Here is a 23,689-nt window from a genome sequence, read left to right as displayed (position 1 = left end):
TCGGCGGGGCTTTTGCGGACGGGTAGCTGGGTAGCACGTGCAGCGTGCGAGTTCCGGTCTCCCCGGATAGGTTTTGAATAACACCTGAATAAATTCCTTGAAAAAGGAAAAGCAATATGGCATTGATGTCTCAAACAACGAGCATCAGGCGACCACAGGCAAAATAATGACCCAAACCGATCAAGACCGCGTCCGTCAGGCGTTAGAGCAGCACCACCCGAAAATTCGGGAAGCGGTCGAACTTGGCTACAGCGAGTGGCGGCAGGTGCAGATGTTCCGAGCGAAACAGGGCTTCGGCTCTGTGCTTTATGCCAGGACTGAAGCGAACGATATCTTCGATGCTGTTGTCCGAAACGCCATGCGCATCTTCTCCGACGAACCCGGCGTTCGCATCGTGGAAGAAAGCCAAACGGTGAAGTTTTGCTTCTCTGAGGAGGTCCTCCTCCGCTTCAAAAAGGGCGATGAGAACAATCTTGGGCGTAATCTGAAAACACAAGCCGTGCTCGATTTTGTGAACCCGCAAGGCACTCTGCCGGGTTTGCCGCCGGAGGCCGAAAAGGTTGAGGTCCTGTATGCGGCCTCCGAAGTTGGTGACCGGATCGAAAGCATCCTCGTTGTTGCGAGGGATGGTGACCGGCTTCTCTGGCACTATGAAATTGATGATCTGCTGGCTGAGGACGAGGCCATCGTGCCGCTCTTTGGCGCGACCATCGACTCCACCACCGACGATGAGGAACCGCTTGTCAAACCGCGCAAAGGGGGTCAGGACGCCGGTCAGAACAAGCAAGACCAAGAGTGATTCAACATGGCGACAAGAGGAACCTTGCTGAGGCTGGCTCGGCATCTTCGGGGATTCACGCAGATCAAATCTGCTGAGAAACTCGGCGTGGCACAAGCAGTCTATTCGCGGATGGAAAACGACATCGTTGAGGTTGATGACCAGACCGTCGCGAGAGCCGCCGCTTCTTTCGATCTACCTGTAGAGTTCTTCGATATTACTGACACAGTGTATGGACCGCCAGTCAGCGTGCATACAATGCTCAGGGGCAATTCACAGGTTACGGCCAGAGATGTCGAGATGATCACTGCAGAATTGAATCTGAGGTTGTTTCACCTCCGGAAATTCTTGGAAAACGTCGAGCTTAATCGGGCTATGGAGCTGCCGCGACTTGATGTGGAGATGTATGAATCTCCCTCTGATATTGCGGACATGGTTCGACTCCACTGGAAAATGCCAAATGGACCTATCGGTAACCTGACCAGGATAATGGAGCGAGCGGGAGTCGTTGTGGGTTATTCCGACTTTCATGGCGCCGGGGTCAGCGGTGTGACATTTGCCGCTCCGGGTCAGGCGCCGCTTGTCCTGCTGAATCCCAATCACCCTGCGGATCGTGTGAGGTTCACGCTCGCGCACGAGTTGGGACACCTCGTCATGCACCAGTTCCCGACACCAGAGATGGAAAAAGAGGCCAACGAGTTTGCGTCTGTATTCCTGTTTCCGCGAAAGGAGTTGCGGGAGGCATTCAGGGGGCGAAAATTGTCCTTGGCACTGCTGGCCGCTTTGAAGCCGGAATGGAAGATGTCCATGCAGGGCATCCTTTACGCGGCGCAACGCGAAGGGATCGTCTCCAAGAATCAGGCAAAGTATCTCTGGACCCAGATCAGTTCTCGTGGATGGAAGACAAGAGAGCCAGCAAGCCTCGATTTTGAGCACGATCCAGCCTCCGTTCTGCCAACAATAATCAAGACTCAGATCAAGGATCTTGGCTTCGAGAAGAAGGATTTGGTCAGGCTCTCCAATCTCCATGAAAATGAGTTTGACCGTTTCTATCCGTTCAATGAAGGCTCTGAAGAGCGGCCAAGGTTGCGTATCATCAACTGAGTTGAGCCATGTGACACGCTCTTTGTGGGTGGGGATGTGGGGTCGATGATAGATGGCGTAAACAAAATTGAAATGAATCAGAGTCTTGGGTGAAAAGTTGGGCGGACTTCGTCTCCGCCATAAAAAAATTTGCCAATTGAATCGAATGGCTGAGAGGACAAGGGCAAGGGTGTTTCCACATTCTAGCCCCCGCAGTCTCTTCGATGTAGGGATGATCAGCGCTTGAGCGTTTTGCCTCAGTTCCGCGCCCAGAGGACAATGGCGGGTCGCGCCGGTTTCGGGTGAATGCCCTCAGGGATGAACTCTTCCCCCCCCGTTTGCTGGAATGCGGGTTGCAGGGCTCACGCACGGCGGCAGGCGCTGTTGTCGTGACAAGGCGCAAGGTCTTCCTCAATGGGTCAGGCCCTTTCAACCTTCTTGGTGGAATGTCGGCTTTTGACGTGTTGCATTCTGGAAGCTGACTGCATTCTCGAAGTCCGGGCATCGATCGACCAGCCCGAAACGCGCTTTTCGCCATGAACCGGATGGCAGTGGAAGGGATTGCTTGTTCGCGTCCGGGGGCGCCTTCCTGAAGGCCGTCTTTCATGGTCTGTTCCCGGCCATGTCGCACATGCTCACCCGTCGTGCGCCCCAAGGGGGCGCTTGTTCCGGCCGCGGTCATGACCTCTGGCCCGGAGATCTTCGAAGGTCCGGATAGGGGGCGGTCGCTCGGGCTTCGGCCTCCGCGTGGTCCCTGCCGGAATCTCGTCCCGGCCGCCATCGACGGGCCGTCTCAGCCATGGCCGTCAAGGTCTCGTGGAGCAGGCTTTCGCAACAAAACCGGTTGGGTTGCAATCCGGTTGAATATCCATAATTTGCCATCACTATGGGACGAAACGCCACGCATAATCATTGCCTTGTGGGGCGCCCGCTCATTACCACGTCAAAGGAAGCCTTCGCCAAGGTCGCGAAGCGTGCCTCGAGAAAGTTGCCATAATGCCAAAAATTTTTCTGCACCTAGGCTTCCCGAAGACAGGCAGTACATACACGCAGGCCTTTCTCAGCAAGAATAGAGACATCCTGGAAAGCAGGGGGCTGCGCTACCCGAAAATCGTGGATCGAAGAGGCAAGGAAACCCTTGGACACTCCACCGCCTTCTTCGCAGCGTTCACCGAAGACCCCGCGACTCACGCCGCCCTTGCGAGGCAGGGCCGAAACAGCCTCGAAGACAAAGAACACTTCATTGATCAGCTCAGCCAATCCATTGATTTTGATGGAGATCTGATTTTCTCAGGAGAGGGCATACCCTCGCTGTCGAAAGACGCGCTGAAGGACGTCAAGGAATTCCTCAGGCGGACGAAAAAGCGGATCATACCCATATGCCTGGTCAGGGACCCGTATGAATACACCGTGAGCCACATCCAGCAGAGTGTGAAACGGGAAAGGCCTCTCCTCGTATCGAGGCGATCCGTCGTCGGGCATCACAAGAAGTTGTCGCGAACGTTCGGCGAGGTCAGGGTCTTGAGCTACAACGCAATCAGGCAACAGGAAAACGACGTCGCACTGGAGCTTCTCAAGCATATCGGCGCTTCGCAATCGGGTCTGTCGCAGCCGAATTCCGGGTCGCGAAACGAAAGCCTCAGCGACAATGCGACACGGATCATGGGGCACATCAATACGGTATTCCCGAAATCCCCTGAAACAACGGCCGGCGCAAACGTGAGATCGGTGAATGACATTCGCGAACTCAGATACATCAAGGGCGGCGGAAAGTTCCTGCTCACGAATGGAGAATACGACGCCATCGCCGATGACATCTCCGCCGAGGTCGAGTATCTCACCGCAACGCTGGGAGAGTCCTTTGAGGGAAAGCCGCCCGACACGCGTGCCGTTCCCGCGCCTTGGTCGGATGAGGACATCCAGTACATTCTCGATAGCTTTTCGACACTTGGCTGGCCCGGCGTGATCGGCGCGTATTCCTACTTTTCGTTCTATCGGAACATTTCGGACACCTGGATTGAGGTGCTTCGAGGCGAAGTCGAGAAAAAAGCCGCAAAAGGGCGGAGGACGGGGCAGGAGATTCCGGCGATCCAGCCGAACGAAAAGATGATAGACGGCCTGAGAAAGGGTGCCGAGCAGACGGCGTCTCGATTTCTCAGTGATCGTGAGATTGTTGAGCACATCCAAGGCGTGAATGCTCTGACAGCTCGCTCCTGACTTGTCTGACGTCAGCACCTGCCGGACAGATTGGGGCGTTTTGAGCGTCGGGTCTGCCTTCAATTGGCAGGGGCGCAGGCAGATGAAGCGGCATTTGGGTCCCCGTTTGCGGGTGACAGGCGACGTGCGGCTTGGTAAGCCGTAAGGGGGCGAAAACAGGACCTAAAATGCAGGTAAAACAGACGGAGCTTGGGGGTGTCGTTGTCCTTACGCCGCAGCGGCACGGCGATGCGCGGGGGTTCTTTTCGGAGAGCTGGAACAAGCGCCGGCTGGCCGAGGCCGGGATCGAGGCGGAGTTCGTGCAGGACAACCATTCCCTTTCGGCGAAGGTGGGCACGGTGCGCGGGTTGCATTTCCAGTCGCCGCCGCATGCGCAGGGCAAGCTGGTGCGGTGCGGGCGGGGCTGTCTGTTCGACGTGGCCGTGGATATTCGCAAGGGGAGCCCGACCTTCGGCCGGTGGGTCGGGGTCGAGCTGAGCTTCGAGAACGGCAAGCAGCTTTATATTCCCGAGGGGTTCCTGCACGGGTTCGCGACAAGGGCGCCCGATACCGAGATCATCTACAAGTGCACCGATTACTATGCGCCCGAATGTGACGGGGCGGTCAGGTTCGACGACCCGGAGATCGGGATCGACTGGGGCGTGGATGCCGGCGCGGCGGTGTTGTCGGAGAAGGATGCGAAGGCGCCGCTGCTGAAGGATTTTGACAGCCCGTTCGTCTGGGAGGGCGCGGCATGAAGCTGTTGGTGACCGGCGGGGCGGGGTTCATCGGGTCGGCCGTGGTGCGGCTGGCGGCGGGGCGCGGGCATGAGGTGGTGAACCTCGATGCACTGACCTATGCGGCGTGCCTGGAGAACGTGGCGGAGGTGGCCGAGAGCCCGCTTTATGCCTTCGAGGAGGCGGATATTCGCGATGCGGCGGCGCTGGACCGGGTGTTTGCCGAGCATCGCCCCGATGCGGTGATGCACCTGGCGGCGGAAAGCCATGTGGACCGGTCGATCGACGGGCCGGGGACGTTCATCGAGACGAACGTGACCGGGACCTATACGCTTCTGGAGGCGGCGCGGAAGTATTGGGTCGGGCAGGGGCGGCCGGAGGGGTTCCGGTTTCACCATATCTCGACCGACGAGGTGTTCGGCTCGCTTGGTGCGACGGGGAAGTTCACGGAAGAGACGCCTTACGATCCGCGCTCGCCTTATTCGGCGTCGAAGGCGGCGTCGGATCACCTTGTGAGGGCGTGGCACGAGACCTATGGGTTGCCGGTGGTTCTGTCGAACTGTTCGAACAATTACGGGCCCTATCATTTTCCCGAGAAGCTGATTCCGGTGATCATTCTCAATGCGTTGGCGGGCAAGCCGTTGCCGGTTTACGGCAAGGGTGAGAATGTGCGCGACTGGCTGTATGTCGAGGATCATGCCGACGCGTTGCTGACGGTGTTGGAGAAGGGCGCGCTGGGCCGGTCCTACAATATCGGGGGCGAGAACGAGGCGAAGAATATCGAGATCGTGCGGCGGATCTGCGGGATATTGGATGATAAGCGGCCGCGTGAGGGTGGCGGTGCGTATGCCGAGCTGATCGAGTTCGTGGCCGATCGGCCGGGGCATGATCTGCGCTATGCGATCGACCCGACGCGGATACGGGAAGAGCTGGGCTGGCGGCCGTCGGTGACGCTGGAGCAGGGGCTGGAGCTTACCGTGCAGTGGTATCTCGACAACGAGGACTGGTGGCGGGCCTTGCAGGGCCGGCAGGGTGTGGGCGAGCGGCTGGGCAAGGCGGGGTAGCATGACGGTTCTGGTGTTCGGCAAGACGGGGCAGGTGGCGACCGAGCTGGCGCGGGTGGGCGGCGGTGACGTGCTGTGCCTTGGGCGCGACGAGGCGGATCTGTCGGACCCGGAGGCCTGCGCGGCGGTCATTCGTGGAACGGACGCGACGGCCGTGATCAATGCCGCGGCCTACACGGCGGTGGACAAGGCCGAGGATGCCGAGGCGCTGGCGACGGTGGTGAATGGCGAGACGCCGGGGGCGATGGCGCGGGCGGCGGCGGAAAAGGGTCTGCCGTTTCTGCATGTCTCGACGGATTACGTGTTTGATGGCACGGGCGACGTGCCGTGGCGGGAGACCGACAAGGTGGCGCCGCTCAACGCCTATGGGCGGAGCAAGTTGCGGGGCGAGCAGGAGATCGCGGCGGCCGGCGGCGCCTATGCGATCCTACGGACGGCATGGGTGTTCTCGGCGCATGGCAACAATTTCGTCAAGACGATGCTGCGGCTGTCGGCGGAGCGGGACAGCCTGCGGGTGGTCGAGGACCAGGTGGGATGCCCGACGCCGGCACGGGCGATTGCCGATGCGCTTTGGCGGATGGCGGGGGCGATGCGCGAGGGTCAGCCCGGTGGCGTTTACCATTTCGGGGGGCAGCCGGCGGTGAGCTGGTGCGGCTTCGCGCAGGCGATCTTCGAGCGGGCCGGGCGGGATGTGGCGCTGGCCGGCATCCCGACGGCGGAGTTTCCGACGCCCGCCAAGCGGCCCGCGAATTCGCGGCTGGATTGCACGGCCCTCGAAGCGGATTTCGGGATCAAGGCGCCGGACTGGCGTGCCGGGCTGGACGAGGTTCTGAGGGAATTGGGAGAGGTGGCATGACCGAGCGCAAGGGCATCATCCTGGCCGGCGGGTCGGGGACGCGGCTTTGGCCGATCACGCTGGGTGTGTCGAAGCAGCTTCTGCCGATCTACGACAAGCCGATGATCTATTACCCGCTGACGGTGCTGATGCTGGCGGGTATCCGCGAGATCGCGGTCATCACCACGCCGCATGACCAGGAGCAGTTCAAGCGGATGCTGGGGGATGGGGCGCATTGGGGCGTGAGCCTGACCTATATCGAGCAGCCGAGCCCGGACGGGCTGGCGCAGGCCTATATCCTGGCGGAAGAGTTCCTTGACGGGGCGCCGTCGGCGATGATCCTGGGCGACAATATCTTTTTCGGTCATGGCTTGCCGGACGTTCTGGCCGCGGCCGACCGGAAGACCGAGGGCGGCACGGTGTTCGGCTATCACGTGTCGGACCCGGAGCGCTATGGCGTGGTGGATTTCGACAAGGATGGGCAAGCCAAGGCGATCATCGAGAAGCCCGAGGTGCCGCCGTCGAGCTATGCGGTGACGGGGCTGTATTTTCTCGACGCCAGCGCCCCGGCGCGGGCGAAGGAGGTCAAACCGTCGGCGCGGGGCGAGCTGGAGATCACGACGCTTCTGGAAAGCTACCTGCAGGACCGGAAGTTGTCGGTCGAGCTGATGGGGCGGGGCTATGCGTGGCTCGATACCGGGACGCATGCGAGCCTGCTGGATGCGGGGAATTTCGTGCGGACGCTGGCAAGCCGGCAGGGCTTGCAGACCGGCAGCCCCGACGAGATCGCCTTTGCCATGGGCTGGATCAGCCGGGAGGCGCTTCTGGATCGTGCGAAGCAGTTCGGTAAGAACGGCTATGGCGAGTATCTCGCGCGGCTGGCAAGCGACGGGTCGTAGGGCGCAGGCCACGTCGTGCGCTTGCGCCGCCGCGGGATTTCTGGTTTCTGACCGGATTATTGGATCACCAAACCAGAGAGTAGCCATGCCCGACACATCCAGAACCAAGATTGCCGTTGCCGGGCTGGGCTATGTCGGCCTGTCCAATGCCGTGCTGCTGGCCGGGCATCACACGGTTGCCGCGCTGGAGATCGACGAGGGCCGGGTGGCGAAGGTGGCGGCCGGGCTGTCACCGATCGAGGATGCCGAGATCTCGAAGCACCTCGCCGAGCGTGAGCTTGACCTGCAGGCGACGACCGATGCGGCCGAGGCGCTGGCCGGGGCGGAGTTCGTGGTGATCGCGACGCCGACCAACTATGACCCAAGGACCAACCATTTCGACACGTCGAGCGTCGAGGCGGTGATCGCACAGGCGCGGGTGCATGCGCCCGCTGCCACGATCGTCATCAAGTCGACCATCCCGGTTGGCTTCACCAACCGGATGCGGGCCGAGACGGGCTTTGACGGGATCCTGTTCTCGCCGGAATTCCTGCGCGAGGGGAAGGCGCTTTACGACTGCCTTTACCCGTCGCGGGTGATCGTGGGCGATCATGGCGCGCCGGCGCACCGGTTTGCCGACATGCTGGTGGATGCCGCCGAGAAGGACGACGTGCCGGTGCTGTTCACCTCGTCGTCGGAGGCGGAGGCGATCAAGCTGTTCTCGAACACCTATCTTGCGATGCGCGTTGCGTTCTTCAACGAGCTGGACAGCTATGCCGTGGCGCATGGGCTGAACCCGAAGGAGATCATCGACGGGGTCAGCCTGGAGCCGCGGATCGGGGATCATTACAACAACCCCTCGTTCGGGTACGGGGGCTATTGCCTGCCGAAGGACACCAAGCAGCTTCTGGCGAATTACGAGGCCGTGCCGCAGAACCTGATCGCGGCAATCGTGGAATCGAACCGGACGCGGAAGGATTTCATTGCCGACCAGATCATTGCGCGGAAGCCCAAGGTGGTGGGCGTTTACCGGCTGGTGATGAAGGCCGGGTCGGACAATTTCCGCGACAGCTCGATCCAGGGGATCATGAAGCGGGTGAAGGCCAAGGGGATCGAGTGCATCGTCTACGAGCCGGCGTTGCCCGAGGATGATTTCTTCAACTCGCGGGTCGAGCGGGACCTGGGGGCGTTCAAGCAGGACGCGGACCTGATCATCGCCAACCGCCGCGCGCCGGAGCTGTCGGACGTGGCCGAGAAGCTTTACACGCGCGACCTGTTCGGGGTCGACTGAGCGCCATGCGGCGGGGCGCGGGACAGGGCTGTTGAGATGGTGACGGCTGGCGCGCCCTGCGACCTGAGCGTGATTGTCCCGGTTTACAACGCCGCCGCGACGCTGGAGCGGGTGGCGGGCGAGGTTCTGGCCCTGCAGGCCGACGGGTTGCGGTGCCAGGTGATCTTCGTCGACGATGCCTCGGGCGACGGAAGCGCGGGCGTGGCGGATGCGCTGGCGGACCGGCATCCGGAGGTGCTGGTTCTGCGACACGAGGCGAACCGGGGCGCCGGGGTGGCCAGGATGACCGGCTGGCCGCATGTCACGGGGCGCTACGCGTTGTTCTTCGACGCCGATGACATTCTGCATGGCGATGTTCTGCGCCTGACCGTCGAGAGGATGGAGGCGCATCCGGAGGTGGACACCGCGATGCTGGCCTATCGCTATGAGCGGGGCGGGCGGAATACCGGGATCGAGATGTCGTATTCGGATACGCAGGTATATCGCGGCTTGCTGGCGGCCGGGTCGCCGGCCATCGGCACGCCCGGTGAGATGGGCGCGCTTCTGATGGTGACGAATTACCCGTGGAACAAGGTGATCCGGGTGGCGCATTTCCGCGAGGTCGGGCTGCGGTTCGGGACGACGCATGTGAACAACGACATTCGCGGGCATTGGGAAATGATCGTGAAGGCGCGGCGGATCATGCTGTCGGACGAGGTGATCTGTACCCACCTTGTCGATCCGGAGGGTCAGAACATCACCAACCGGTTCGGGGCCGAGCGGTTGCAGATGCTGGACGCGCTGGGCGATCTTTACGGCCTGCTGGAGCGTGACCCGGATTTGCGGCGGCGCGAGGCGCACCGGTTCTGGGGGCTGGCGCATCGGCTGTACCTCTGGGCGCGCGAGCGGCTGGAGCCGGAGGTGGTGCCCCGGTTCGATGCGGGCTGGGCCGCGCTCATCGGGCGGATCGACCTTGGCGATTACACCGAGCTGCGCGTGCGCCATGCGCCGGAGCTGGCCGATGCGCTTGCCAATCACCTGCTTGGCCCGCAAGGTTCTTGAACCATGCCGAAGCTGTCGATCATCGTGACCGCCTATAACGTGGCGGCGTATCTGGGGCCCTGCCTTGACGGGATCATCGGGCAGACCCTGGAGGATATCGAGGTGATCGTGGTCGATGACGGCTCGACCGACGGGACGGGCGAGCTTGTCGAGGCCTATGCGAAGGCGGATGCGCGGGTGCGGGCGATCCGGTTCGAGGAGAACACGCCGGGGGGCGTGGGGCCGGCGGCGAATGCCGGGCTGGCGGCGGCGACGGGGGATTTCATCGGGTTTGCCGATGGCGATGACCTGTACGATCCGCGGATGTTCGGCCGGCTGTACGATGCGGCGGTGGCGCATGATGCCGACCTTGCGATGTGTCGGTATCACCTGATGGACGACGCGACGGGAGAGCTGGGGGAGCCGGACGAGGGCCGGTATTGGCAGCCCTACGGCGAGACCACTGCGGTGGCGATGGATGCCGAGCAGCGGAGCGCGTTGTTGCGGTTCATCGCCGTGCCGTGGCGGAAGATCTATCGGCGCGATCTTGTCGAGCGGGTGGGGTTGCGCTTTCCCGAGGGGGATTTCTTTTTCGAGGACAACCCGGTGCACTGGGCGGCGGTGCTTGGCGCGCGCAAGGTGGTGATGGTGCCGGAGTATCTTTGCCGGCATCGCGTGGCCCGGCCCGGGCAGACGATGGAGACCGCCGATCACCGGTTGCCGCAGATCTTTGCGCATCACGACACGATCCGCGACCTGCTGCGGCAGATGGGGATGGAGGCGGAGCACCGGGACGACCTGTTGTTGTGGCTGGCGACGCAGCTGGCCTGGGTGAGCGCGCGGGCCGAGGGGGACGTGGTGCGCGGCCTTTATGACAGGCTGGTGCCGGTGGTGGGCCAGTATGACAGCGACGAGATCGCCCGGTTCTGTGCTAGCGCTGCGCCGTTCGGGACGGCGCCGCTTCTCAAGGCGCTGAAGGCAGAGGATTTTTCCGCCTTCGAGGCGGCGGTTGAAGGGCGCGGGCGCGCCACCACGGCCGGGGCGAGGCCCGGGCGGGCGCGGGGCACCTCGGTCTGGGCGCTCGGGATGTATCACCTGCGCCATTCCGGGGTGCGGCGGACGGCACGGCTGACCGGGCGGTTCGCGGCGGAACGGCTGGGCCTGACGGGCCGGAAGCGGACAGGCGGGGAGGGACACGCGGTGACACAGAAAGACGTGATGATGGGGCTTGTGGTTCTGCAACGCGAGATGCGGGAGCTGCGCGAGGAGGTTGCGGCGCTGCGCCGGGAGCTGGCGGAGGGCCGGGCGGCCGGGACCGGGGCGCCGGAGGCCGGCGGCGAGCCGCGCAAGGCCGAGGACGGGGACGACTGAGCCATCCCGACCGGGGGTGCGACGCAGCTTGGCATTGCCAACCCGGTGAGGCGTAAAGTATGTGAGCGGCCAACGCCCGCGGGTGGCCCTCGGAACAAGAAGAAAGCAGGTCGTTCTCCAGATGGTCGATGACATTACCCCTTCCGGCCAACATGCCGCGCCCCCCCAAGGTTCGGAGATCGTGGCGCCGCTGTCGTCTCGCACGCTGTTCTGGCGGGCGCGCTACCTGAGAGAGTCGCGCTTCCTGACGCATGTGCCGTTCCTGTTCTGGCTGATCGAGACCTGCCGGCCGGGTTTCGTGGTGAAACTGGGGCTTGGCGACGGCGTGTCGTATTTCGCCGCGTGCCAGGCGCTCGACAAGCTCGAGACGCAGGCGGATTGCGTGGCGATCGATACCGGCGAGGATGAGGACGACGCCGATCGGGAGGGGATCAGGCAGTATAACGAGGACACCTATTCGGAATTCTCGCAGATCCTGCGGACGGACCTGCGCCGGGCGGTGAACCGCTTTCCGGACGGGTCGATCGACATGCTGCTGGTCGACGTGGATGCCGACGAGGCGCTGATCGATCGGCTGACCCATGACTGGCCCAGGAAGCTTTCGGAGCGGGCGGTGGTGCTGTTTCACGGCACGCGGACCCGATTTGCCGAAGGTGCCGCGGCCGGGTTTCTCGACAGGCTGGTGGCGACCTATCCGACGATCAGCTTGGAGGGCGGCGACGGGCTTTTGCTGGTGCTTTACGGGCCGCGCCGGCACGAAAAGCTGAAGCGGCTGACCGCCTTGCAGCCGGGCGTGCGCGGGTATTCGGAGGTTCACCATGTCTTTCGCCGGCTGGGGGCGACGCATGAATACGAGTGGCAGAGCCGCAACCGGGAAGAGCGGGAGAGTGACCTGCAGGAGCGGTTGGAAGCGGCGGAGGCCGACCTGGCCCGGCTGTCGGAGGAGAAGGCGAAGCTGGACCGGCGGATCGAGGCGTTGATCGACGGATCGGAGGCGGGCGGCGGTCGGATTGATCGCGCGCCGGCGTTGGAGGGTTCGGCCGCGGAGGCCGGGGCGGGCCCGGGATCTGGCGAGGCCGACGAGTTGAAGGCGGCGCTGTCGGAATTGCGCCGCGAGGCGGCGGACAGGACGACCGAGCTGGCCCGGCTGACCGCGATGCTGGAGCAGGCCGAGGCCGAGCGGATCGACGAAGTGGCGGACCTGGCCGGGCGCGCCAAGGATGCCGAGGAGCGGGCCGCGATTGCCGAGAGGGACCTGAAGGCGGCGCAGGAGGAACGCGATGCGGTTCTGGCCAGCACGTCATGGAAGCTGACGGGGCCGCTGCGGAGCGCCATTCGCAAGGCGCGTGGTATTAAATCCTGACGCCTGGCGGGCCCTAGTCGAGGAACCGGTAGGAGGGCCAGATGCCGCGCATGAATTCGTCGCCGAACTTGCGGGCCATGAACCGGTAGTTGCCCTTGAAGAACTGGACGATTTCGCGCTGAACCTCGTCGTCGAGGGGGTCGGTCTTGGGCGACACGTTGTGGTGGACGTCGAAATTCGGTTCGACGAAGTCGAAGCCCAGCGAGTCGGCCAGCTGCTGGATGAATTCATTCGTGAACATGGTCTCGTAGAAGCCGTAGATCACTTCGGTTTCGTCGAAGGCCTGTTCGATACGCTTGATCGCGGCGGCGTAGTTGCTGCGGAGGCGCTGCTTTTCGGTCTTGAACTCCTCGCTCAGCATGGCGCTTTCGCTGTAGGTGTCGTCGTATTGCTCGAGCCGACCGTTGCGCCTGTCCATCCGCATGGCCGACCAGCAGCGTTCGACCGGGTCGCGCATCAGCAGGAGCGGCCTGACGCGGATGTTGCGCGCCGCGAAGTTGTCCTTGACGATCTGCATCGCCGTGGTGGGCAGGGCCATGTGCGACGGTGTCATGTCGCAGGTCAGGCCGCCATGCTTGAGCAGCAGGTGTTCGAAGTAGTCGTAGTAGAATTCCGTGTCGGCGAGCATCGCCATGCGCTTGAGCATCCACGGGCAGGGGGACGTCTGGTAGTTGCCCTTCTTCAGAGCCTGGATCGTGCGGTCGGCGAGGGTCTTCTGCGTGCCGCGCATCTTGTAGACGTGCAGCGAGTCGAGGACGTGGTATTCCTTCATGAAGCCCGTATGGATTTCGGGAACGGTGCGAAAATAGGAAAAGAGCCACGAGGTGCCAGCCTTCTGCGCGCCGAGCCCCAGCACGAACGTGCCTATTGAGGGGTCGCGTTTCTTGAAGAGCCGCATCAGCCGAGGGCCACCGTTGGAAGGCTGAAGCTGAGAAGCGTTTCGGAGGCGCCGTCGGCTTCCCTGACGAGCGACAGTTGGCCGTTCTCGTGCAGGAGGGAGAAACCGGCCGTCTGGGGACCGAACGCAATGGTCGTCAGCGTCGCCCGGGCCAGCGGGATGTCGAAGGTCAGCAGTTTGCCCTCGACCATCTCGTTGTCCTTGTAGGTGATGAAGGACCGGGTGTCGAAATCGTCTTCCAGATCGGGGTGGGCGCGTTCGTCGTCGGTGGCCTTGTGGCTGATATGGGCCGCGTTCTCGTGGCCGTCGAGCCCGTGCCGCAGGGCCTGCGTCTCGCTTGCGGTCAGGTCGACCGACGATTGCTGGAGGGTGATCTTGCCGGCGGGTGCGGTCATGTCGTGGCCATCGCCCGACGCCTCGACGGCGGGGTCGAGATGCAGGCGGAATTCGGGCTTGTTGTCGCTCGAGGCGCTGACCGGAATGTCGATGACGACCACGTGGCTGTTGCCGTACTGGCCGAAAATGCGGACCCAGCTGCGGCCGTCGCCCATGCGGGCGCCGAGCGCCACCGCGGAGAAGTCGTCGCCCGTTTTCACGCCGAGCATCTGGGTCGTCAGGTCGACCGGGTCGCGATCGAAGATGGGGGCGTTATGGGCCAGCTGGGTCTGGAAGTACTTGTACCGCATCGGGTTGGAGTACTTGTAGGGGCCGCCGGAATCGATGAACACCGGTTCGCCGTGCCAGTGGCAGACGAACGACATGCCGTCCCAGTGGCCGTGCGGGCCGCGGAAGGAGCGGTGCAGGAAGATGGAGTGCAGCTGTTGCGCCGGCGGCTCGGGGCTGCGGAAGATGAAGTAGCCGTCCTGCGGGTATTGGCTGAGGAAAGGGTAGGGTTCGCCTTCCTTCCCCTCGGAGCGGTGATAGCGCACGCGGGGTGTCTGGAAGGGGCCGTCTTCGAAGGCGGCGATGTATTTCTTGTTGAAGCGCTGGAAGTGCTTGCTGTCGCCGATACCGGGCATGCGGTGGAAGACCGGCATGATGTCGTGCAGGAACTCGTTCATGCGGATGAACATGTCGTCCGAGGCATTGTTGAGCGGGTAGCCGATGCTTTCGAAATACTCGCAGGTCTCGCGCAGGCGGCCCATCAGGAAGACGTGATAGAAGATCGAGTGTTCCTTGACCGTGCCCTCGGCATGGCTGACGGCGCGTTCGATGAATTCGTCGACCTTGGTGCGCGCGAATTCGAGCGTGCGGTGGCGGCGGTCGGCATCGGTGAGGAAGATCAGCGCCATGTCGGCCAGGCCTTCGGCCTGAAACAGCGTGTGGTTGGAGAATTTCCACTTCTCGGAGTCGAGAAAGCCCATCAGCGTCTTGCGGTGCAGGATCATCACCTTGCGCAGACGCGCGTTGAATTCGGGCGTGATGCGTTCGGCAAGGCCGCGGGTGTAGAGCCAGGCGATATAGGAGGCGCGGTAGCCGGTGGCGTGGTCGTCCCAGATGTCGTTCTTGGGGCGGTGGCCCTCGGCCTCGACATGGCGGACGAAGGCCTCGAGAACGTCGAAGGCCTTTTTCCAGTGGGGTTCCTGGGGTTTGCCGGCGAAATCCTGGTCGGTGAAGACGCTCATCCAGGCCATGCTGTTGAAGTAGATGCGCCAGACCGGGTTGCCGGTGGGGTGAACGGTCCAGTCGGTGAGGTCGGCGAGATCGAATTCCGGGAAGGTCTGCCGGATCTGGATCATGCCGGTTTCGCGGAACAGGTTGTTGAGCTTGGGGGTATCGTAGACCTCGCGCTCGGGCAGGCGCAGGCGGGGCTCCAGTTCCTTGATGCGGGCGATTTCACCGGGCCACATCGACTTGGGCTGTGGGGCCTTGGCAGGGTCGGCCGGCGGTTGCTCGGTGAAGGTTTCGCCGGGCCTGGTGCCGTCGGGTGCGGGCTTGGTGCCGGTCCGGGCGGGGGCGGGCCGGGTTCTTGTTTCGCCGACGGGGGCGACCTGGGTCGGTGTGCTCTTGTCGGCTGCGTTGGCCGCGGTGTAGCTGGCAAGGCCAAGCAGCATGATGCGTTCCTTGACGCCCCTGTGGAACAGGCAGATTTCATGCACGCGGTCGAAGGTGCCTTCGATCCGGGATACGGGTTTTGCGTCTGCCGTGTAGTCGACGTCGGAATATTCGAACCCGTAGGTTTCCTTGAGCCACAGCATGTCGTTGTCGAGCCCGTCGAGTTCGGCGATCAGTTCTGGCTTGAGCTGGGGCGGGCGGTAGAGGTCGTTTTCGTGGGCGATCTCGAGCAGCAGGTCGAGCAGGCTGTTGGTTTCTTCGTTGAACTGGTTGTTGTCGTTGGGCCAGATCGCGTTGCGGTAATCCTGGATGATGCTCATCACCTCGGCGCTGAGCGTCTGGTTCTGTTCGCGGCTGGGGGCGGGCAGCTTGCCGACAAGGTCGGGGGCCACGACCGAGATGAAATCCTCGCAGACGTCGCCGTTGACGAGGGCCTCGCGCTTGTACTCCCTCACGATCATGTCCGCGCCGAGCGGGTCGTAGGATTGCAGGATCTTGCGGGCGACCTGTTTGGTCGGGTGCTTGAGGATGCCCGAGGCCTTGAGGGTCTGGAGCGCGGCCGAGAGGTAGTAGCTTGCCGGCGAGCGGAAGTAGACGACGACGGAGATGCTGTCGAACAGGGCGTTGAGGCGGTCGAAGAGCGGCTGGCCCAGTTCCGGCTTGAATTCGCGACCGAGGAATTCGGAGGTCAGGATGACCGTTTCGGGATCGACCTTGCGGATTTTCTCTTCGATTTCGTCGAAATAGGTGTGGAACGCCTGCAGGTTCTTTTCGACGTCGTTGCCGTAGCGGTGCATCAGGTAGCGCGGCGGCTTTGCGCCGCAAACGGGCAGGGCGAGGGCGTTGTGGTGGTTCTTGCCTTCGGCGAGCGGGTAGAACACCCCGTTCATGGCCAGCTGTTCGCTGTTCTTTTTCAGGAAGTCCTGCAGCGATTGGGTGCCGGTCCGTCCGGTGCCGATGTGAAGGTAGAGATGCATTCAAAAGCCTTGTTGTCTGTCTGCCGTCACGCCTCGAGTACCGGAGAGAAATCCGGCCAGTCGTAGTCTTCCGCAAGCAAGCGGGCGGCGCGTTTCATCGCGTCGCCTTCGCCCGAATCCTTGCGGGACAATAGGGCTTCGACGGCCCGTGTCAGGGCCGCCTCGCCTTCGTCCGGGTCATAAAGCACACCAGCGTCACGGCCTGCAAGGACTTCTCGGGTCTGGCCCACGGCGGGCAGGACGACAGGCGTTCCGAAGCTCAGCGCCAGCAACATCGAGCCGGAGGTGAGGATCCTGCGGTAGGGGTAAACCGCCGCGTCCGCAGCATTGAAGAAGAGCTGCAGCTCATGGTTGCCGAGGAAGCGGTCTGCGACGCGGATGCGGGCGCGCTCGGCCTCTGTGAGGGCCGGGGTGATTGCCGAAAGCGGGTCGAAGGATTGCTGGCCGGCGAGGACGAGAAGCGCGTTGGGGCGCGTCTTAAGCACCGTGCGGAAGGCGGCGACGAGCTGTTCCACGCCCTTGTAGGGCCGCACCTGGCCCGCGAAGAGGATCACGTCGTCGTCGGGGGCGATGTTCAGGGCGCGCCGGGCCGCGTCGGGCGTGATGTAGTTGGGATAGCAGCCGATATAATTGCCGTGGGCCGAGATGCGCAGCTTGTCGGCGGGCAAGGCGAAGTGCTTTTCAACCTCGGCTTTCGAGGCTTCGGAATGCAGGTGAATGACATGCGCGCTTCGGGCGATCCGGGCCGAGAGTTCGGCTTCGATATCGGGGAAGGCGGTGTCGTGGGAGACGGTGTTGTGGATCGTCCAGGCGAGCCGGCCGCCTTCGGCGACGAAGGCGCCGAGCTTGGCGGCGAAGCTGCGGGCGGCCTGCCTGGCGGTGACCTTGTCGGTGATGCCGGCGAAGATGAAGTTGAGCCAGTGCAGGTGGAAGGTGACGTTCGCCGGGCCGGTTGCCTGGCGCAGCACTTCGAGGGCCGCGTCGATATCGCCGCCCACGACCTCGGTATGGCGGCGCATCTTGCCGTAGAGCCGCTTCTGGTACGGGTTGGAATAGGAGTAATCCGGCCAGAAGAGCACCATGCCCGCCCCGTCATGCAGGCGGTAGGTGACGTTGCGCGGCTCGGTCGGGTCGGGGGCGTCGACATCCCACAAGGCGTCTAGCCCGAGCCGCTTGAGCGCTTCGCGCTGCACGCGGTAGGTGTTCGAGGTCTGGTGCCGCTCGTTCATCGAGGAGGTGTTCCGGCCATGCCAGCGGCGCTGGTAGTAGACCTCGTCGATGTGGTGGAAGGCGCCGGTTTCGCTGAGCTTGAGGAAGATGTCGTAGTCGACCGCGTTGACGATGTCCTCGCGGAAGCCGGGGGTGCGTTCCCATGCGTTGCGGCGGAACATGCGGAAGTGGTGCGTGATCGAGGTGATCATCATCTTCTCGCGCGAAAAGACGGGCCAGCTGTATTCGTTCTTGATGTACCGGCCGTCGTCGTCGATGCGTTCGGCCGAGCCGTAGCAGCAGACGACCTCGGAATGGGCGTCGAGATACTCGGTCATCGCCCGCACGGCGCCGGGTTTCAGCGTGTCGTCGGAATCGAGCTGTCCGATGTAGAGGCTGTTCGACATGCGCACGGCCTGGTTCGACGCGAAGCCGATGCCGCCGTTGGGATTGTCGACCCACCTGACCCGCGGCTCGTTGCCGTAGCAGCGTTCGAGAACGGCCAGCGTGTCATCGCGGGAGCCGTCATTGGCGATGCACACGTCGAGATCGCGGATGTCCTGTGCCAGGACGCTGTCGATCGCCCGCTCGATGTAGCGGCTGGCGTTGTAGGCGGGGATATAGACCGAGACCTTGGGCACCTCGTAGGTGCCGTCTTCCTTGCGGTCCCAGTCGTTGGGGCAGAGGCTGCGGTAAAGCTGGGCGTCGGCGGGATGTTCCCTGGGCTCGGCGATGCCGGCGATGCGCTCGGCCGCCTGCGGGGCGAAGTAGCTGCCGGCATTGTACATGCGGAAGGCCAGTTCGCGGGCGGCGTGCAGGCTGTCTTCGAAGCGGCTGTCGAGCGGGCCGATTTTCCGAAGAAGCCCGGCGGGGACGGCCATGTTGAGGCCCGCGACTTCGCGGAAGGGGAAGCGGCTGTTGAACGTGCCGGCGTTCACCTCGCCGGAGAAATGGGTTGCCATCGACTCGGTGCCGGTGAATTGGGCCAGGGGCTGCACCAGCATATCGGTCATGCCCGTGCGCCAGCCCATGCGCCACAGCGCGAGATCGTCGAGGATGACATCGCCGTTCAGGAAGAGCACGAGGTCGGCCGCGTCGGCGATGGCACGGAGCTCTGTCTGTGCGTCGGGGTCGAGGATATCGGTGGCCAGCACCCGACAGGTGCCGGTGTCGCCAAGGCCCCGCTGTGCGGGGCTGACGCCCTTGCCGGCAAACACGGTGACGTCGAGCGTGCCCGGGAAATCCTGTTGCGCGAGCCGGTCGAGCATCGTGTCGCTGTCACCGGGTTTGACGGGCGCGTAGACGACGTGCAGGCGGGTGGCGGCCACGTTGCCCTCGGGCAGGAGGGTCGTGGTCGCATCGTCGATGAAGGAGAAATCGTTGCGCGGCCCGGGCCAGGCGGGCAGGGCGAGATGGGCGGGAAACAGCTTTGGCAGGTCGCGACCGGCTTCGAGTCGGCGGAAGGGCGGGTGCAGCCGGTTGTCGGGATAGCCGAGGTAATCGGCCGGCATGTTGACCTTGCGCGGCACCGGCGCGGCCGACTGGGCGCGGCGCAGGTGGCCGGCGTAGATCTCGAGCACCTCGGGTTTGACGCGCGGATGGTAGCTGAGCCCCTCGAGGATGCGTTCGGCGAGGTCGGTGTCGCCCTTCTCGATCAGCTCGAGAACCGCACGGAACCGGGTCCAGGCATTGCGTGGCTGGTCTTTGAATTGCTCGGCGAAGATCAAGGTCTCTGGCCCGTGGTTTTCGTTTCTGATTCCGATGCCGCGGACAGATTCCGGGCCTGCGGCGGGACAGGGGCTTTATTGATAAGCCGGGTCGCGACTTCAAGGCCTGCAAAGGACCCTTGGGAGAAATTCCGCGCGGTTCTCACCTGTCAGAGGCCGGCATAGAGCGTTTCGCCCAGGTCGGGCCACTCATATTCGCGCGCGCGGGCGAGCGCGGCCTCGGACGCCCGGGCCAGCGAGCCGTCGTCTTTCCGCGCGAGGAGCGTACGCAGCGAGGACAGCAGGGCGCCCTTGTGGCTGGAATCGTAGACGATGCCCGCGTCGGTGCCGTCGAGCACTTCGCCGGTCATGCCCACGCGGGGCACCACGGTGGGCAGGCCGAAGCTGAGCGCCAGAACCAGCGAGCCCGAGGTCAGGATGCGCGAATAGGGGAAGACGGCCAGGTCGGCGGCCCGGAAGAACAGTTGAAGCTCGGGCTCGTCGAGGAAGCGGTCGGTGGCGAGGATACGGTCGCGCTCGGCCCGGGTGAGCGCGGGTTTGAGGTTGCGCAACACCTTGTGGTGCATGGCGCCCGCGATCATCAGCTTGGCCTTGGGGCGTTCGGTCAGGATCTGGCGGAAGGCGGTGACAAGCCGACCGACGCCCTTGTAGGGCCGGACCTGCCCGGCGAAGAGGATCACGTCGTCATCGGGGGCGAGGCCCAGGGTTTCGCGGGCCGTTTCGCGCGTGACGTAGTCGGGATAGACGCCGAAATAGTTGCCGTGGGGCGAGACGCGCACCTTTTCGGGCGGGATGTGGAAGGTTTCGCGCACTTCCGGCAGCGATGCGGCGGAATGCAGGTGGATCACATCGGCCAGTTCCGCGATGCGCCGCGCGAGGTCGATTTCGAGCTCGGGGAAGGTGGCGTCATGCGAGATGACGTTGTGGACCGTCCAGACGATGCGCCCGCCTTCGCGTTTGAAGGCGGTGAGGTCTTTCAGGAAGGCCGAGACGTTGCGCCGGGCCTGCCCCTTGAGGCGGACATCCTTGAACAGGAAGTTGACCCAGTGCAGGTGGAAGATGATGCGTTGCGGGCCGCTGGCCTGCCGCAGGGCGTCGAGCGCCGCGGAGATCGGGGCCTCGACGATCTCATAGTCGCGGCTGGCCTTGCGGTAGAGCTGATTCTGGTAGGGATTGGCGCGGTCGTAGTTGGGGTAGAAGAAGACCCGGGGTTTCTGGGCCTTGCAGCGGAAGCTGACCCAGCGGGGTTCGTCGGGGTTGGGCAGGTGGACTTCCCAGAACCGGTCGACCCCCTGGCGTTTCAGCGCCTCGGTCTGGACGCGGTAGGTGTTGGCCGTCTGCGAGCGTTCGTGCATGAACGAGGTGTTTCGCCCGTGCCAGCGGCGCTGGTAGAGGATCTGGTCGATGTGGTGGAAGGCGCCTGTTTCGCTGAGCTTGAGAAACATGTCGTAGTCGACGGCGTTCATGATGTCGGTGCGGAAGCCGGTCGTGCGTTCCCACGCGGCGCGGCGGAACATGCGGAAATGGTGGGCGATCGAGGTGATCATCATCTTCTCGCGCGAGAAGACGGGCCAGCTGTATTCGTTCTTGATGTGCTCGCCATCGGCATCGATGCGCTCGGCCGAGCTGTAGCAGCAGACGGTTCTGGGGTGCGCGTCGAGATATTCCATAAGCTGCCGCACCGCGCCCGGCTTGAGGCAGTCGTCGGAATCGAGCTGGCCGATATAGAGGCCGCGGGTCATGCGCACCGCGCGGTTGGAGGCGTGGCCGATGCCGCCATTCTCGCCGTCTTCCCAGCGCACGCGGGGCTCGTCGCCGAAGGCGCGTTCGAGCACCTGGAGCGTGTCGTCGCGAGAGCCGTCGTTGGCAATACAGACCTCGAGATCCTGCACATCCTGTTCGAGGGCGCTTTCCACGGCCCGTTCGATGTATTTGGAGGCGTTGTAGGCGGGGATGTAGATGCTGACCTTGGGGACGCGGAAGAAGCCGTCTTTCGGGCGGTCGAGGCGGTTGGGGCAGAGCTCGGTCATCAGCCGGTCGTCTTCGGCACTGGTGCCCGGGGTGCGGTCGGGGCGCAGCACGGGGACGAGGAGCGGCGAGAAATAGGCGCCGAGGTTGAAGAAGCGGAAGGCCATTTCGCGCGCGGCATGCTGGGCCGAGGAGAAGCCGGTGTCGGGGCCGCCCGCGCGTTGCAGCAGGCTGCGCGAGACGACCATGTTCAGCCCCTTGACGTATCGGAAGGGCAGGTCGCGGCCGAACGGATGGGGCGCGGACTTGATGGCGTAGGGGGTGGGCAGCCGCATGTCGGGCATCGGCATCAGCGGCTGGACGACCGCGTCGGAGACCCGGCCGAGCTGCATCGCGCGGACGAGCGCCCCGGGATCGAGTTCGATTTCCCCGGAGAGGAACAGGAACAGGTCGGCCTGTGGCGTTGCCTCGGCGATGTACTGGGCCGCGCGGGGCGACAGGAGCGGTGCTTCGAGCAGCTGGACGTCGTGCGGCGAGGCGGCGGCGGCCGCGTCGATATCCGCGCCGCGGGCCGGCAGGAAGAGGGTCACGACGACGGGTGTGTCGGTCTGCTGGCGGTCGAGCTGGGCGAGGAGGCGGGCGGCCTGTGCCTCGTCCCGGGCGTCGCAGAAGACATGGAGGCGCGTTCGCTGCCGGTCGGCGAGGGGCGCGAGGCCCGCGGCCGCGACGTGCAGGAAGAGGAAATCGTTGCCCGGCCCCACCAGTTCCGGCAGGGCAAGGTCGGAGGGGTAGGGGCGCGGCACGTAGCGGTTGGTTTCGACGGCGCGGAAGGGCACCCGCAGGAGGCCGCTGGGATCGGAGGTGAAATCGGAGGGCGTGTTGATCCTGTGCAGGCCATGGTCCGGCGGGATGCGGGCTTCGACATGCCGGCGGAACATGTCGTAGAGGCCCGGGTCGAGGTCAGGGTGAAAGCGGATACCGTCGAGGATCTGCCGGGCGGCCGTGGCCTCGCCCAATGTGCCGAGCCGCATCGCTTCGGCGATCTTGCCCCAGGCGTTGCGCGGCCCGCAGGGCGCTGACATGCGGTCTTCTGGCACGCAGCGTTACCTCCCGCGGATCCGCCGTACCGCCCGCACGAGGACGCGCAAAGGTGCGGTGATCCGCCAGCTCGTGCTTGTGCGGATGTCCTTCAGGTGGCGCTCGCCGTCCTGCACGCGCTGTTGAAGGAAAGCGATTTCGGCTTCCATGTCATGCACGCGTTCCGACAGGTCGGGGCCGGTGCCCGTTGTCGGCAGGTCGGCCGCGGGCGTGTGGGGCTCGGGCTCGGCGGTGACCGCTTCGGGCCGGTTGCGGCGGGTGGCGATGCGGTCTTCCTCGAGCTCGAGAAGCTTGGCGAGAAGGCGCTCGACATCTTCCGAATGGCGCGACGGCGGCGGGGCGAGGTCGCGGGTGCTTTCGAGCGGGCGCGGGCCGGCGCCGCGGGCCATGAGGTCGAGCCGGTGCATCTGGCCCTGCCGGTCGAGAAAGCGGTCGAAGGCCTGCCGCTCGGCGCTGTCGGCGGGCAGGGCCGCCAGTTCGGACAGGGGAGAGGGGGCCCCGGGTGCGAGAAAGAGCGCCATTTGCGGGGCGGCACGGCCAAAGACGAGCACCTTCATGTCGGGCGCCGGTACGCCGGCGATCAGGCTGTCGGAGAGCCCGGGACCATAGAGCAGCAATGCGCCCGCTTCGGTGACGCGGGCGGCCATCTGTGCCAGTTCCTTCTCGCGCCGGGCGGCATCTTGGGAGAGATTGACGGCGAGGATGTCGACCTCTCCGGTCTCGTCGAGACCGTTGACGGTGGAGACCCTGCGCCGGCCGGCATACCTGGCGCAGGCCTTGTCGAACGCCTCGGCCCCGCCTGCGCTGCAATCAGCGTTGCAACACAGGGTGTCGAGGCCCAGATGCTCGGCCGCCTGGCAGAAGGCGAGATGCGCCGTTCCGGTGGTGCCGCCCACGGTCAGCACCGTTTGGGGTTCGAATTCCTCGGTCAGCCAGAAGATCAGCGGCAGCGCCGGCAGCGAGGCGGAGTCGTCGAGGAACTCCGCCGCCCAGGTAAGGGGGTGGTTCACGACCTCCAGAAGCTTGTCGATGCGGGGGCTTTCGGCGGCGGAATGCCTGCCGGAAATGGCCTCGGCCGAGGCGGTTTTTTGAGCCGGTGCCGTCAACCTCATTACCCCGTACGGAACTCGTTGTCCGCGTC

At 64.1% G+C, this 23,689-nt stretch carries 16 protein-coding genes; 11 read left to right on the top strand and 5 right to left on the bottom strand.

What is annotated here, in order from left to right; genetic code table 11:
* Window positions 1-97: 97 nt before the first annotated feature.
* The 11 genes from RIdsm_RS20255 (at window position 98) to RIdsm_RS20205 (ending at window position 12,616) form a co-directional block, all read left to right on the top strand.
* Window positions 98-799 carry a hypothetical protein gene (locus RIdsm_RS20255; RefSeq protein WP_143100468.1) on the top strand — a complete coding sequence of 234 codons (702 nt, stop codon included), beginning with the start codon at window positions 98-100 and terminating at the stop codon, window positions 797-799.
* Between the two features lie 6 nt (window positions 800-805).
* A complete protein-coding gene (locus RIdsm_RS20250) occupies window positions 806-1,882 on the top strand; it encodes a helix-turn-helix domain-containing protein (RefSeq protein ID WP_057817887.1) in 1,077 nt (358 codons plus the stop codon).
* Window positions 1,883-2,857: 975 nt separating this feature from the next.
* Entirely contained in the window at window positions 2,858-4,078 is a 1,221-nt protein-coding gene (locus RIdsm_RS20245; RefSeq protein ID WP_057817889.1) for a hypothetical protein, read from the top strand.
* A gap of 167 nt (window positions 4,079-4,245) precedes the next feature.
* Window positions 4,246-4,815 (top strand): dTDP-4-dehydrorhamnose 3,5-epimerase, encoded by a 570-nt coding sequence (gene rfbC / locus RIdsm_RS20240; protein ID WP_057817891.1) that lies wholly within the window; start codon window positions 4,246-4,248, stop codon window positions 4,813-4,815.
* A complete protein-coding gene (gene rfbB, locus RIdsm_RS20235) occupies window positions 4,812-5,858 on the top strand; it encodes a dTDP-glucose 4,6-dehydratase (protein ID WP_057817894.1) in 1,047 nt (348 codons plus the stop codon). Before rfbC ends, rfbB begins: the two co-directional genes overlap by 4 nt.
* Window position 5,859: 1 nt before the next feature.
* Entirely contained in the window at window positions 5,860-6,714 is an 855-nt protein-coding gene (rfbD, locus tag RIdsm_RS20230; protein ID WP_057817896.1) for a dTDP-4-dehydrorhamnose reductase, read from the top strand.
* A complete protein-coding gene (gene rfbA / locus RIdsm_RS20225) occupies window positions 6,711-7,592 on the top strand; it encodes a glucose-1-phosphate thymidylyltransferase RfbA (protein ID WP_057817898.1) in 882 nt (293 codons plus the stop codon). The genes rfbD and rfbA overlap by 4 nt, the downstream gene beginning before the upstream one ends.
* A gap of 85 nt (window positions 7,593-7,677) precedes the next feature.
* Complete coding sequence (locus tag RIdsm_RS20220) at window positions 7,678-8,862, top strand: nucleotide sugar dehydrogenase (protein WP_057817900.1); 1,185 nt, start codon at window positions 7,678-7,680, stop codon at window positions 8,860-8,862.
* 36 nt (window positions 8,863-8,898) lie between these two features.
* A complete protein-coding gene (locus RIdsm_RS20215; protein ID WP_057817902.1) occupies window positions 8,899-9,903 on the top strand; it encodes a glycosyltransferase family 2 protein in 1,005 nt (334 codons plus the stop codon).
* 3 nt (window positions 9,904-9,906) lie between these two features.
* Window positions 9,907-11,253 (top strand): glycosyltransferase family 2 protein, encoded by a 1,347-nt coding sequence (locus RIdsm_RS20210; RefSeq protein WP_057817904.1) that lies wholly within the window; start codon window positions 9,907-9,909, stop codon window positions 11,251-11,253.
* 121 nt (window positions 11,254-11,374) lie between these two features.
* Window positions 11,375-12,616 carry a class I SAM-dependent methyltransferase gene (locus tag RIdsm_RS20205; protein ID WP_057817906.1) on the top strand — a complete coding sequence of 414 codons (1,242 nt, stop codon included), beginning with the start codon at window positions 11,375-11,377 and terminating at the stop codon, window positions 12,614-12,616.
* A gap of 13 nt (window positions 12,617-12,629) precedes the next feature.
* On the opposite strand, the gene RIdsm_RS20200 is transcribed toward RIdsm_RS20205, so the two are convergent.
* The 5 genes from RIdsm_RS20200 to RIdsm_RS20180 form a co-directional block, all read right to left on the bottom strand.
* Window positions 12,630-13,514, bottom strand: coding sequence for a sulfotransferase domain-containing protein (locus tag RIdsm_RS20200; RefSeq protein WP_057817908.1), 885 nt, complete (start codon window positions 13,512-13,514; stop codon window positions 12,630-12,632).
* The gene (locus RIdsm_RS20195) at window positions 13,514-16,546 is read right to left on the bottom strand and encodes a heparinase II/III domain-containing protein (protein WP_057817910.1); all 3,033 of its coding nucleotides are present in this window, start codon (window positions 16,544-16,546) and stop codon (window positions 13,514-13,516) included. Before RIdsm_RS20195 ends, RIdsm_RS20200 begins: the two co-directional genes overlap by 1 nt.
* Before the next feature lie 26 nt (window positions 16,547-16,572).
* Window positions 16,573-19,482 carry a glycosyltransferase gene (locus RIdsm_RS20190; RefSeq protein ID WP_057817912.1) on the bottom strand — a complete coding sequence of 970 codons (2,910 nt, stop codon included), beginning with the start codon at window positions 19,480-19,482 and terminating at the stop codon, window positions 16,573-16,575.
* 149 nt (window positions 19,483-19,631) lie between these two features.
* Entirely contained in the window at window positions 19,632-22,532 is a 2,901-nt protein-coding gene (locus tag RIdsm_RS20185) for a glycosyltransferase (RefSeq protein WP_057817914.1), read from the bottom strand.
* Between the two features lie 21 nt (window positions 22,533-22,553).
* Complete coding sequence (locus tag RIdsm_RS20180) at window positions 22,554-23,654, bottom strand: hypothetical protein (RefSeq protein WP_143100469.1); 1,101 nt, start codon at window positions 23,652-23,654, stop codon at window positions 22,554-22,556.
* Window positions 23,655-23,689: the final 35 nt, after the last annotated feature.

Origin of the sequence: Roseovarius indicus (assembly GCF_008728195.1) — a bacterium.
Classification (GTDB): domain Bacteria; phylum Pseudomonadota; class Alphaproteobacteria; order Rhodobacterales; family Rhodobacteraceae; genus Roseovarius; species Roseovarius indicus.
This window is presented reverse-complemented; position numbering and strand designations above follow the sequence as displayed.

Excerpts from the sequence above, each read along its gene's own strand:
- RIdsm_RS20250 (WP_057817887.1), top strand. The coding sequence starts at position 806 with ATGGCGACAAGAGGAACCTTGCTGAGGCTGGCTCGGCATCTTCGGGGA.
- RIdsm_RS20245 (WP_057817889.1), top strand. The coding sequence starts at position 2,858 with ATGCCAAAAATTTTTCTGCACCTAGGCTTCCCGAAGACAGGCAGTACA.
- rfbC (WP_057817891.1), top strand. The coding sequence starts at position 4,246 with ATGCAGGTAAAACAGACGGAGCTTGGGGGTGTCGTTGTCCTTACGCCG.
- rfbB (WP_057817894.1), top strand. The coding sequence starts at position 4,812 with ATGAAGCTGTTGGTGACCGGCGGGGCGGGGTTCATCGGGTCGGCCGTG.
- rfbD (WP_057817896.1), top strand. The coding sequence starts at position 5,860 with ATGACGGTTCTGGTGTTCGGCAAGACGGGGCAGGTGGCGACCGAGCTG.
- rfbA (WP_057817898.1), top strand. The coding sequence starts at position 6,711 with ATGACCGAGCGCAAGGGCATCATCCTGGCCGGCGGGTCGGGGACGCGG.
- RIdsm_RS20220 (WP_057817900.1), top strand. The coding sequence starts at position 7,678 with ATGCCCGACACATCCAGAACCAAGATTGCCGTTGCCGGGCTGGGCTAT.
- RIdsm_RS20215 (WP_057817902.1), top strand. The coding sequence starts at position 8,899 with ATGGTGACGGCTGGCGCGCCCTGCGACCTGAGCGTGATTGTCCCGGTT.
- RIdsm_RS20210 (WP_057817904.1), top strand. The coding sequence starts at position 9,907 with ATGCCGAAGCTGTCGATCATCGTGACCGCCTATAACGTGGCGGCGTAT.
- RIdsm_RS20205 (WP_057817906.1), top strand. The coding sequence starts at position 11,375 with ATGGTCGATGACATTACCCCTTCCGGCCAACATGCCGCGCCCCCCCAA.
- RIdsm_RS20200 (WP_057817908.1), bottom strand. The coding sequence starts at position 13,514 with ATGCGGCTCTTCAAGAAACGCGACCCCTCAATAGGCACGTTCGTGCTG.
- RIdsm_RS20195 (WP_057817910.1), bottom strand. The coding sequence starts at position 16,546 with ATGCATCTCTACCTTCACATCGGCACCGGACGGACCGGCACCCAATCG.
- RIdsm_RS20185 (WP_057817914.1), bottom strand. The coding sequence starts at position 22,532 with ATGTCAGCGCCCTGCGGGCCGCGCAACGCCTGGGGCAAGATCGCCGAA.